The organism is Haliea sp. E17, assembly GCF_048323675.1.
In the GTDB taxonomy this organism is placed as follows: Bacteria; Pseudomonadota; Gammaproteobacteria; order Pseudomonadales; family Halieaceae; genus Mangrovimicrobium.
The window spans coordinates 124,557-136,907 of record NZ_JBLWFK010000001.1 but is presented as its reverse complement, the minus strand read 5'-3'; the positions used below and the strand labels follow the sequence as shown (position 1 = coordinate 136,907).

At 53.8% G+C, this 12,351-nt stretch carries 8 protein-coding genes; all 8 read right to left on the bottom strand.

Annotation, left to right across the window (positions count from 1 at the left end):
- Positions 1–134 precede the first annotated feature (134 nt).
- On the bottom strand, positions 135–1,724 hold the full coding sequence (locus ACNKU3_RS00550) for a tetratricopeptide repeat-containing sulfotransferase family protein (RefSeq protein WP_418257449.1): 1,590 nt from the start codon (positions 1,722–1,724) through the stop codon (positions 135–137).
- A 6-nt stretch (positions 1,725–1,730) separates the two neighbouring features.
- Positions 1,731–2,756, bottom strand: a complete 1,026-nt coding sequence (locus ACNKU3_RS00545; protein ID WP_418257448.1) for a class I SAM-dependent methyltransferase — start codon at positions 2,754–2,756, stop codon at positions 1,731–1,733.
- Positions 2,757–3,081: 325 nt separating this feature from the next.
- Positions 3,082–3,630: a VPLPA-CTERM sorting domain-containing protein gene (locus ACNKU3_RS00540; protein WP_418257447.1), complete on the bottom strand. Its 549-nt coding sequence runs from the start codon at positions 3,628–3,630 to the stop codon at positions 3,082–3,084.
- A 691-nt stretch (positions 3,631–4,321) separates the two neighbouring features.
- Positions 4,322–6,703, bottom strand: coding sequence for a tetratricopeptide repeat protein (locus ACNKU3_RS00535; RefSeq protein WP_418257446.1), 2,382 nt, complete (start codon positions 6,701–6,703; stop codon positions 4,322–4,324).
- Positions 6,704–6,733: 30 nt separating this feature from the next.
- Positions 6,734–8,353 carry a glycosyltransferase family 4 protein gene (locus ACNKU3_RS00530; RefSeq protein ID WP_418257445.1) on the bottom strand — a complete coding sequence of 540 codons (1,620 nt, stop codon included), beginning with the start codon at positions 8,351–8,353 and terminating at the stop codon, positions 6,734–6,736.
- A 2-nt stretch (positions 8,354–8,355) separates the two neighbouring features.
- Positions 8,356–9,996 carry a VPLPA-CTERM-specific exosortase XrtD gene (xrtD, locus tag ACNKU3_RS00525; protein ID WP_418257444.1) on the bottom strand — a complete coding sequence of 547 codons (1,641 nt, stop codon included), beginning with the start codon at positions 9,994–9,996 and terminating at the stop codon, positions 8,356–8,358.
- A gap of 190 nt (positions 9,997–10,186) precedes the next feature.
- Positions 10,187–11,149, bottom strand: coding sequence for a GDP-L-fucose synthase (gene fcl, locus ACNKU3_RS00520; RefSeq protein WP_418257443.1), 963 nt, complete (start codon positions 11,147–11,149; stop codon positions 10,187–10,189).
- Positions 11,150–11,153: 4 nt separating this feature from the next.
- Positions 11,154–12,284, bottom strand: coding sequence for a GDP-mannose 4,6-dehydratase (gene gmd, locus ACNKU3_RS00515; RefSeq protein ID WP_418257442.1), 1,131 nt, complete (start codon positions 12,282–12,284; stop codon positions 11,154–11,156).
- Positions 12,285–12,351: the final 67 nt, after the last annotated feature.

The window sequence follows — 12,351 nt, the reverse complement described above, 5'->3', positions numbered from 1 at the left end:
TCCGGACACCGCAATAGTAGCAGTCGCCAAAGGCGGGATTGATTCCCGCCTTTTTTGTTGGCCGCATCTTCTTCAACCCGCCGAGGCTTGAACTTCCGGGCTCAACACTGCTTCACAATCAGCAGGTAAAATTGTCAGGTTTGCGCAGAAGTTGTAAAAGAAAGGTCGAGATCACGTTCAAGAATCCGTATCGCTGGTGCCAATTCCTTCTCGAAAGGAGCCCAACGGGCAACTGACCTGGCATAAAGCGGTTTCCGTACCTGGAGATTGCTAGCAGTTAGCACGGTTGATACCTGCCGGTGGAACTGCAGACAGGCATCGTTCCATGGCAGCCGGCAAAACTCCAGCAATCTCCTTGTGACTGCTTCCTGATCCTGGACCAGTTGCTCGTACTCCACGGCTAGTACCCGATCGGGAAACAGCTGTTCCCAATAGTCCATTGTCTGGTGGTAGTTCACGAAAAAATGGGCGAGCGCTTCAAGATTGAAAAACGTGTTGCGCCCGTTGACAAAATACTGGTGGTAGCAAGACAGAATGGTATCCAGCGGATGTCGCTTCATGCGCACAATCCGTGCATCCGGCCAGGTCAGGAGGATCAGGCCGACGAAATCCAGATTTTCAATTCCCTTGTCGATGACGGTAAAGTTCCGGGCTTCTTCCGGTATTCGACGGTGATCGAAAAAATAACGCTCCAGCCTCTCCAGGCAGGGCTCGATCCGCGCAGGACTCCAGGACAATATATCCGCTGCTTCTCGCTCTTCCTGAAGAACCCGGTTGATAGCTGCCACGAACGCGATACTCTCGCCCACCCCGCGGGTCTCCGGATGAGCGTTGAGGATCTGCTCAACCAGGGTCGTACCGGAACGGGGAGGACCGACGATAAAAACAGGCGAAGGACAATCCGGGCTGCGCGGAGCAAACGATTGAAAAAATTCCGCCGTGGCGTGCGCACATATCATTTCGCGCCTCTTTTGCAGGCGCTCGATCTCTTGCCTGTGATCCAGGGCGAGTCCCTCGTTGCCGAGCTTCAGGTGATGGAAATAGCGGTCGTTATCCCGCCCCTCGTAGAGGTAGGCGAGGGCAAAATGCATTACGGGCACTTCTTCAGGCCTGGCTGTATCCGCCTTGCACAGAGCCAGAAGACGTTCCAGGACGTCAGCCCCGGAATTTTTCCGATCGGCCCTGGCGAGTCCGAAGAGGATGGACACATCACTGTCACACAGTTCCAGCGCCTGTTTGAACAAGCCGACTGCCTGCTCGGTCCTGCCCTGCTCCAGATAGGCATTGGCGGTGGCGCGCAGCATAATGTGGCGATCCTTGAAATCGGGCCTTTGCAGTGTCTCGTCGAGCAATTCCAGGGCCTTTTCCGGCTCTCCCGCCTGCTGGAAGAACCTTGCAACCTCCACGAGTACTTCCGCGTCGTTCCTGAACAGGGCCGCCACGCGATAGGCCTGGACGCGGGCGGTTTCGAATTCGCCGCGCAGGATAAAACTGTTGAGCAAGCGGATCGCCGGCTCGTTTCGTCCCGGGCACTGATCCAGAAGCTGCGAATAAATGGACTCGGCGACGCGACGCTCACCGCGCTGTTCCCGCTCTTCTGCAAGGCGCATGGCCGCCGCAAACGCCATTTGCCTGACCGGGGAACTGAACGTCTCCTGGATCGAGACCTGCGGGCCGATACCCTGACTTTTCCTGAAATTTTTTTTTGGCTTGTTTTTCTTCATAGACCTTTATCTGCCAGCGGAGTGACCCCGAATTTTCGATCCGTTCAGATCGGCGCCCCCCCGAGCGGCAGCGAATGCCATGCCCACATTCCCGAGCCTGGAATGCACAATGGGTTTGCGCTCTACCATGGCAAAGCCGGCTTCGGTGATAAGCGCCTCAAGTTCATCACATTCATCGTAGGAAAGTGCCGCGGCTCGCAGGTCTTCTATTCGTGCCACCGAAGCCAGCACATTGTCCTTGAGTTTCAGGATATCCTTCGCGCGGCGGGGCTGCTTCAGAGGCTGGCGCGGAGCAAACAGTTCCGACAGGTTGTTAAGGATTTTCGGCAGCACATTGATGGACGGGTCCGTGGATCGCCCGATGTAGTGCTGGATACTGTAGAGCGCCTGGTTCAGTGATCCGACAATTCGACTGTGACGTGGGTCTGACTGTACTCCCTTCTGGCTAGTGTGTGAGTTGTACAAGGCATCGAGTTCGAGATAGCGCTCGAAGACTACTTCCTTTTCCAGGAGCACCGTGAATTTTTCCAGCTTCATGGTGGTGTCCTTGAGGATGCTGGACCCTTCGTAATGGCAGATAAAGGCCATCCTTGCCTTTGGCTTCAACACCCTCGAGGCTTCAGGAATAGTATTGCACAGGGTGGAATATTCAAGCCCCCATTGGCTGATGATGAAGTCGATTGAGTCGTCCTTAAATGGCAGTGCCTCGATACTGGTATTCTGTACGAACTTCACCAACGGATAATCAGCAGGCCTTCGCTTGAGCGTTTCGAATGGACTGGTGCTGGCAAGGTCGACGCCGGTGATCCGGCTGCGGGGTTCGGGACTATTCAACAGGTCATTGACAATCCACACCAGGGCGCCGTTGCCGGTAGCGAGATCTACAACGTGATCGGCCCCTTTGCTGAACTGATTTTTCCAGAAATCGAGAATTTCAAGATCGTAATTACCACGGAAATCTGCGCCTTCCATGGAAGTGACATTCGCGCGTTTCCAAAAATTGTCCCAGTTCCGTGGATCAAGTTGGCTCATCGGGGTGTAACCTGTTCATGTGCTGTTCGTGGACCACACTACACGCCGTCCAGGGTAGCCAGCCGCATTTTTTTGAACCGTAAAATGTAATCGCCATAGTTAGGCGGCACAAGCCCGGGAAGGAGATTTCAAGCAGGAAATCCACCTGCTGCAAACAAGGCGAGAAAATATGCTCGCCAAAAGAGATGAGTTGTACGGGAGGAAGACCAAAACTCACCGCGTCAGTAAATCGGGGGATCAGAATGAAAACAGCCCGCTTGTCCAAGCGGGCTGTTTTTTAATACCACTTCCCATGATGTTCTGGCCTGGTTGGCCAGAACCGGGATCAGGCTGCCTTGCGGCGACGGGCGACGCCCGCCAGGCCAAGCAGGCCGGAGCCGAACAGCCACGCAGCTGCGGGCAGCGGAACTGCCGAAGGGGTTACGGCATAGTTGATAACTGCATTAGCGCCAGAGGACAGGGTCTCTGTGGTGAACGAAGTCCAGGTGCCGTAAGCGGTGTCGGTCGGGTGCAGGCCAGTGCCTGAACCGGAGGCGAAACAGGCATCGAACCCTGAGATGCCATTACAGTCGGTCACGGAGATTTGCGCTGACGGAGTTACGCCGCTGAAGTCAACAATCACCTGGCCGGACAGCTCCATGACACCTACTGCGTATACCGGTGCAGAAGTGTCCTGCTGCTGGGTGTAGTTCAGGGTCAGGATCTGGCTGACGTCGTCATAGGTACCAATCGCTGAACCAGTGGTTTCGCTGTAGGCGCCGCCACCGGAGGCAATACCGGTAATTACCGCGGTAACATCGATAACAGCCGCGCTCGCCTGACCGGCAGCCAGGGCCAGAACCGCAGCAGAGGCAAAAGTCTTCACTTTATTCATTTGAGTTTCCTCGTAGATAGTTTTATCAAGGGCTGCTCGGCTTTCTTCCTACACTGCGAGAGCTTTCAGGGGCTCTACAGAGATCAAGATCCGTTGCGTTCCATGCCGGGTTCGCACCCCGTTTTGGCCCTTTTTTCATCACTTTATAAATTGAGGGTAATCACTCCGGCACCTCGTGGAATTAGCAATCACTTACCCTCGAGGAATATAGAGCAAGCGCTGTGCCAGATAACATAAGCTGCTGTTTTAAAAGGATTAACAACGCTTTTTCGGGAATTTTTATCGGCATTGAAAGGCAAAACAGCCCGTTGCGTAATTATTTGTAAATTCGCGCGACAGTAAGCACAAAAATTTAGTTAAAAGCACTGATAAAAGTCGCTCCGGAAGAGGGGAAATCCGTTCTTGAAATCATTTTTTTACTATATTTTTCATAATGTTACGCGAATGTATTTGCACACCAACGCTACCAAAACACGCCACATCAGTAGTAAATTTTACTGACAAACTGACCTAATCCGGGGTAAAAACGAGGTGTGGCGTCGTCAGTATTTCTTAACAAAACGGGAAATCGGGGAAGCGAGAAATCGTGGATTTGTGGAATCAGCGGAAAGTGAAATCAGCGGCAAGCCAAACCCCGGGGAAGCGGGATCAGTCTTCTTTGTAACCCGAAGACTGGTCCCGCAACTGCCCCTTACAGCCGGCCAAAGGTCTCTTCCGCTTCCGCCCGGCCGGGATAGGAAACGTCGGAATCCAGTGCCTTGCCAAGCACTTTTTTCGCCTGCGGCACCTTTCCATCCGAGGCGTAGGCCATGCCGAGATGGTACCAGTACTCGACACCCTCACCACCGGCACGCTGCGCTGCGGCCAACAGGCTCACGGCCTGGGTATAATTACCCAGGCGGTACTGCAACCAGCCTGCGGTATCCAGCAAGGCGGGAGCCTTGGCGGACTCGAAACCCCGGGTGATTTTCTGTACCCGACTCAGGTTGTCCTCGGTCGGGTAGTACTCGAGTAACAGTGAAGCCAGGTTATTGCGAATCATGACATTTTCCGGATGTATTGCATAAGCGGACTCCAGGGTCGTAATCGCCTTGTCAATCTGACCGACCTGCATGTAGCGGTTTGCCAGTTCAGCGCTGAGTAGCACGTCGTCCGGATTCGCCTGCAAGCCACGCTGGTAGATCGCGAGGACTTTATCCATTGCACCCTGGTCCGCGTAAATTTTGGCGAGGCTGAGATACGTGTTGGTATTCCTTGGCGCGTCCTCCAATACTCCCAGGTAAATTTCTTCCGCCTTCGCCGCGTCACCTGCTGCCAGGTACAGACCCGCGAGGGAGTACAACGCAGCGGCGTTCTCCGGTTGCTGTGAGACCCACTTGTCAAACCAGGCAATGCCCTCTTCGGTCCTGCCCTCCGTCAGGTAGGCACCTGCCAACAGTGGATAGACCCCTTCAAGTTTCGGGTTTTTCTCCAGGGCGGCCTGGGCGAGGGGTATCGCCTTTTCCTCTTCACCCTGGCGAACTGCGAGGCCCGCAGACATCAGTTCGGACACACCGGGAGCGTTTTCATTCTGGCTTAATTGCTCTACCAGGCCTTCCGCCTCTTCCCAGCGCTTCTGCCTGGCGTAGACATCTGTCAGCAGGTTTACAGCTGAGACATTGTCGGGATTTGTCTTCAAAAGTGTCTCGAGATTCCTCGCCGCTTCGTCCAGCGAATTGTTACGTACCAGCAACACAGAACTCATCAAAAGTGCGACTTGATTATCAGGCTGTACCTCCAGTACTTTGCGGTAACCATCCAGAGCCAACTCCGGGGAACCGGTTTTGGTATAGGCGTCCGCCAACAGCAGTTGCGCTTCGACGCTGTCCGGATCGGCGCGCATTACTGTCCGCAGGTCGGTAATGGCCTCATTATTTTCGCCCTCCAGCAGGTCGATCTTGGCCTTGGTAAGCAGCGCATTGGGGTTGCCAGGCTCGATATCCAGGGCCTCGGTATACCAACGTCGGGCGGTTTCCCTGTCACCTGTGGAAAGTGCCAGCCTGGCGAGCTGGCTGCGCGCCAGCTGCTGGTCCTGCTGGTCCTCGCTATTGTCGAAGGTATCCTTGTAGACCTGGGTTGCAGCTTCCGTATCACCCATTTTGACCAGTAGAACTGCAAGGGCATCGCGTAGTCCAAATTCCTCGGGCTGCGCCGCCAGCATTTCCTCCAGTACTGCACGGGCAGCGTCCACGCCGGAGGTTTCCTGCAGGAACCTGGACAACAGTACCTTGTATTCGACCTCCTCCGGATAGTCCTTCACCCTGCTGCGCAACAACGCCTCTGCGTCATCCACCCGGAAGCGGGCCGTATAATACCGAGCGAGTTCAGCGGTCAGTTTGAGATTCTCGGGATCGGTCGCCGCCAGCTCCTCAAACTGGGCGAGCGCCTCATCGGTGCGTCCCATTTTGTCGAGCAGGTTAATTCTCAATCCTGCAAGGATAGCGTTGTCCGGGTCGGCTGCCAGCCCTTCATCGATGTAGCGCAGGGCTTCCTCCGGCGCTTCGTCCTCCAACTGAGAAACCAGTACAGAAACTGCCATCTGTTGCGAAGCATCCGAGCTGACGGCTCGCTTAGCAAGCTCCCGGGCCTTGTCCAGGTCACCCTGGCGCTGTGCAATGGCGGCGAGAACCGACGTCGCCTCTGCATTGCCCTGATCCACGCTCAACACATTTTGAGCGTGCTTTTCGGCGTCTTCCAGCTGGCTGGCAGCAAGCATAAAATTGGCAAGCTTGAGATTGGCTTCAACGTGTTTGGGCTCGAGATCAACTACCGCGGTGAGGTCTCCCAGCATCCGTCGCACGTCTTCATTGTGCTCTGCCACCTGAGCCAGAATAAAACGCGCCTCTACATTATTTGGATTGATCTTGAGTACATTCTTGCTGTCTATCGCCGCCTTGTCGTAATCCTCGATCGCAAGATGATCCCGCGCTTTCTCCAGATACTTGGCCTGCCGCTCCGAGCTGCCACCACACCCGGCCAGGGCCAGAGTTGCCGTCAAACCAAGTGCCACAATCAAACGTTTACTGCAGAACATAATCAAACTCCGTTTTTATCTGAAATACCGCTACGGCAAACCCAAAACCACCGCTACGGAAGCGAGCGCGCAACCAACACATATGGCCACCATCCGGGTGGTGCGCAACAAAACAAACTCGCTGGCGTACATCAACAAGGCCACGAGCAGGACCACCCGACCCAGGGCGTAACGGTCGACCACCTCAATCGGCAGCAGGGGAAGTAACAGCACTACCAGCAGGATCAACAGGTCCTGGGTCGTCAAGCGAAAATCCTGCTGTCCGGTGAGATAGATGCCCAGGGTAAGGAAGGCGACCATCAACACGGCAAATGCCAGTAGAGATGAGGTCTCTACCAGGCCGAGATTAGCGGGGAAAAGCAGAAAATAGGCGATAGCCACACTGGCGAGATACAGCACCACACGAAATATCTGGCGAGAAACTGTCGATTTGGCGAGCAGCCAGCAGGTTGCGCAGCTAACACACATGACCAGGGCCAGCGAGAAACTATTTCCCCCGGGGGAGAGGTACCAGCCGGACAGAACGAAAAACGCCGATACCAACAGTGCAATGAGGCGCGGACAATTCGCAGCATACCAGGCGAGTCGCCGCTTGACCCAGGCGCGCCGGCTTTCAAACTGGGCCTCGCGGTCCTTGCCGCGGAAGTGCCAGCCAGTGAAGTTCGCCAGCAACAGTAAACCGAGTATCAGCACCACATAGGTCACGTAAAACGTGGCCACCGCCAGGTCGGAATGGTAGCGCAGCAAAAATGCCCCTGAGAGAAGAATTGCCTGCAACACGTAGACCAGTGCCACCACGTCCGTATGCCGAAAACCCAGCTTGGCAATCTGGTGGTGAAAATGTTCCTTGTCCGGTCCGGGCAGGGGCAGATTTTTCTTTATGCGCACAGGTACGACCTGGAGAATATCCATAATAGGGATACCCAGAATCAATATCGGAAGAAACGCGCTATAGGGTGCGATACCCTTCTGTGTTACAAGGATCGCCAGACAGGCGATGACAAAGCCCAGAAACTGGCTGCCGGCATCTCCCATGAATATATTTGCCGGAAACGTGTTGTAGCGAAGAAAGCCCAACACCCCACCAACGACAGTCAGCGAAATTAACGCGACGTTTGTATTTTCGGCATGCAGCGCCAGCAGAAAAATCAGCAGAAGAGCCATGACGGATGTGCCGGCGGCCAGTCCATCCAGGCCGTCGGAGAAATTCACACCGTTGACGACGCCGACAAGGAAGAAAAAAGTTATCGGGTAGCTCAACCAAAGCGGCGCATTTTCCAGGCCAAGAAAAGGCAATTTATAAGCGACAATGCCCCCGCTCATTACCACGATTGCCGCCAGAGACTGGCCGAACAGTTTCCACTTGTAGCTCAGTTCTAACCGGTCATCGAACAGGCCAAATATGACAATAATGGCGCAGCCAACAAAGAGATAAAGAAGATAGCCCTCCATAGGCAGCAGAAAAAGCAATGGCAGAGCCGCGCCGATGATAATCCCGAGCCCGCCTGTTCGCGGCATGAGGACAGAATGCACCTTGCGTTCAGCGGATGGATCGTCAACCAAACCGAGTTGTACCGACAGCCTGATCAAAAGCGGTATTAGCGCAATTGTCAGGAAAAGGGCGACGGTCCAGCTATATAGGTATTCCACGATCAGTTCACCCGGTTTTGCAGACTCCGACTGACTTCCCTGACCTCAATTGCCTTCCCTGGCAGGTAATCCGGCAGGATTGGATAGAATTCGCGCAGGAATTCGCGCATTTGCACGTCCGCGTCTTCGACCTTGCCTCCGGAGGGAACAGGAACCACGAGGCGCACCAGGGCGCCATCTGAGCGTTGCATGGTCAAGCCGTCCTGAAAGAGATACCACTTGGCGAGATATTCGTTCGTCAGCGTCCTGCCACGCTGTTCAAACCAGTAGTAAACAAGATTCTGTACATCTCCCTGGGAAATGAGTAGCCGATTTACCTCCAGGCCGGAAATGCCAAGTTCAGCGCCGATATTCTCCTGTGTCAGGTCAGAGATCTTCCAGCCACCACCGGGAATGCAGGAGCGTGGGGAGTGAATCGATGAACCGGTACGTTGCGATTGGTAGTAGGCGATGTACAGGTTGACGGGGATCGGGTCGCCTGGGCGAAAGTAATTGGCCTGGATGTAGTCCGGATAATCCAGTGCTTCAAGAATGTCAGGCTCCAGTGCGGTTTCCTGTCCAACCCACTCCCCTTTGAGGAGGGGGAAATTGATAAATTGTGTTCGCTGTGGAATCAGCTCCTCGCGATCGGATATCGCGATGCTGGCTGGTACGGCCAGCAGCAGTATGAGAGTGCTCGCCAGTAAACTTGACATCGACTTGCGCAAGCCTGGATTAACAGCCTGGATGTCGGCCATCGTGGGATAGGACAAGTCCATGAGGTCCAGCGGTGATGCCTTGCGGCCGCTGATAGCATTCAGAAGGAGAATCAGGAGGAAGAGCACACCCAGGCAAGCCATGAAAACGAACCAGCCTTCAAAGTCATGTAAAAAACCTTCAGCCATTTCGATGCCCCAATATTCCACGGTTACGCCAATGACACCTATGCGGAAGCTGTTCATCAAAATGGTTATCAGAACAGTGCTGAGGAATATCGTCCATTTGTGCCACAGCGGCCCGTTATATACATAGGCGATCAGAAAGCCGAAACTCATCAGTGGAAAGAGGTAGCGCAGACCGCTGCAGGCTTCCACAACCTGCAGTTGGTAGACTCCCAGATCAATTACGTTACCGGATACAAAAACACTGATATCAAACAGGCGGATTACCGCCACCCCGATTTCAGTTGAAATCAATTGGAGTTGTCCGGACAGCCCCTTGTAGAGGAAATTCGGCAGCGGAATCATGAAAACCAGATACGCAAAAGCTGCCCAGGTACACCTGAAACCACGCCATCCAAAGATACTTATACCCAGCGCGACAAGGGAAAGCAGGAATGCGTAATGCACGATCATAAAAATCGCACTCATTTCGCCGAGAATCCAGGCTGATATGGCACCGACCATGAGCAGCGGACCAAGCCAGTTCGCGTTCCAGTCAATGCCCTGTAACTGCGGTAGCCTTTGGTAGAAAAGAAATAGTGCGACCACCGGGATCATGTATCCGTGGGAGTATTCTTCCGCTGTGGACCAGTTTGCCTCCATATCGAGAAGTCCGAAGCGGAACAGGAAAGCGACCAGGGCTCCGGCGAAAATCAACGTAAACCAGAAAAATGGCGAAAGCCTCGACGCTGAACGCTCGTCCAATGCAATGGCTTCAGACATATGCTACCTCGATAAAACACGCCTAAACGGAAGCGCTATCTTTATTATATTTTCAACTGTCAGCGCCGCATGGCACTTCGAAGTGATTGAAAATTATACGCAGGTAGATGGCCTGGCGACCAGTGAACCGGGTGTGGTTTGGAGCGCTGGAAGAGCTTTTTTTGCTGTCAGAAAATTTTACAACCCAGGCTTAAACACGCAGGATTTCGCTGTTATCGAGGAACCATTGATAGGAATCTTCCAGACCGGATTCCAGATTGTAGTTTGGCCGCCAGCCCAGGGATTTGAGGCGGGAAACGTCAAGTAACTTACGCGGTGTACCGTCCGGTTTACTGCTGTCGTACACGATGTTTCCCTGGTAGCCAACGACTTTGCCGATCGTGGTGGCGAGTTCGGCAATGGTCACGTCCTCACCTGTGCCCACGTTGATGTGGGACAGCATGGGTTCGACCTCGGACCAGTACTCGTCACGCGTCAATCCCATCACGTGCACACAGGCAGCCGCCATGTCGTCTACATGAAGAAATTCCCGCATTGCCTTGCCAGTACCCCACACAGTGACCGCGCTGTCTCCTGCTTCTTTGGCCTCATGGAATTTGCGTATCAACGCAGGGATAACATGGCTGTTTTCGAGATGAAAATTGTCGCCAGGGCCGTAGAGATTTGTTGGCATAACCGAACGGTAATCCGTACCGTGCTGCCGGTTATAGGATTCGCAAAGTTTGATACCCGCTATCTTGGCCAGCGCGTAGGGTTCGTTGGTAGGCTCCAACTCACCGGTTAACAACGCGGATTCGGACATTGGCTGTGAGGCCAGCTTGGGATAAATGCAGGAACTGCCGAGAAAAAGCAGCGTCTTCACACCGGATTCCCAGGCTGCATGAATAATATTCGCCTCGATCATCAGGTTCTGGTAAATGAAATCAGCCGGGAAGTTGTTATTGGCGAGAATTCCGCCCACCTTGGCAGCAGCAAGGTAGACCTGTTCGGGTCTCTCCTGCCTGAAGAACTCCCTCACCGCAACCTGATCAACAAGATTCAGTTCATTACGTGTGGCGGTGAGGAGGCTCCGGTGACCTTGAGTCTCCAGCTGACGCACAATCGCGGACCCGACCATTCCGCGGTGACCTGCGACAAATACTTTGCCCGCCACGGACCTACTCCTCTACCAGCGAGACGTCGTAGCCGTTGTCCTTTAACAACTTGAAGCGGCGCGCCTTTTCCAGATCAGCCTCGACCATCTCTTTCACCAGTTCCCCGAAGGTAATTTGGGGAGACCAACCGAGCTTTTCCTTGGCTTTGGTCGGGTCACCCAACAAGGTCTCGACTTCTGTGGGTCGAAAATATCTCTGATCGACACGAACAATGATTTTTCCTGTGAGGTTTGGATCGAGATTCAGTCCCTTTTCCGCAACCGAAGTAACAGTGGCAGTTTCATCGACACCGCGGCCTGACCACTCCAGTGTTAAACCGAGTTCAGCACAGCTCGCATTGATGAATTCTCGCACTGAGTACTGTACGCCGGTCGCTATCACAAAGTCCTCGGCCTCGTTCTGTTGCAACATCAGCCACTGCATCTCCACGTAATCCTTTGCATGCCCCCAGTCTCGCAGGGCATCCATGTTGCCCATGTAAAGACAATCCTGCATACCTAGCGCAATATTGGCTATGCCGCGGGTAACCTTGCGGGTCACAAAGGTCTCCCCGCGTCGCGGAGATTCATGATTAAAAAGGATGCCATTGCAGGCGTACATGCCATACGCTTCACGGTAGTTGACAGTGATCCAGTAAGCGTACAACTTGGCTGCGGCATAGGGAGACCGCGGATAAAAGGGTGTCGTCTCTTTCTGGGGTATTTCCTGTACCAGTCCGTAGAGTTCGGACGTTGATGCCTGGTAAAAACGCACCTTCTTTTCCATCCCAAGCAGTCGAATCGCTTCGAGGATGCGGAGAGTACCGATAGCGTCTACGTCCGCCGCATATTCCGGCGACTCGAAGGATACAGCCACATGGCTCATAGCCCCGAGGTTATAGATTTCATCGGGCTGTATTTGCTGGACTAGACGAACCAGATTGGAGGTATCGGAGAGATCACCGTAGTGCAGGAAAAATTTCAGATCGGGATTTTCATGCCTGTCGCGGTAGATATGATCAATTCTTTCTGTGTTGAAAGACGAGGCGCGACGCTTGATACCGTGGACTTCATACCCCTTATCAAGCAGTAACTCCGCGAGATAGGACCCGTCCTGGCCGGTAATACCTGTAATTAACGCAATTTTTCGACTCATATGTATTCACCAATGAAAAAAATCACTGTCAGATTTTTTTACAATTATTGCTTATTCCTGGACAGCG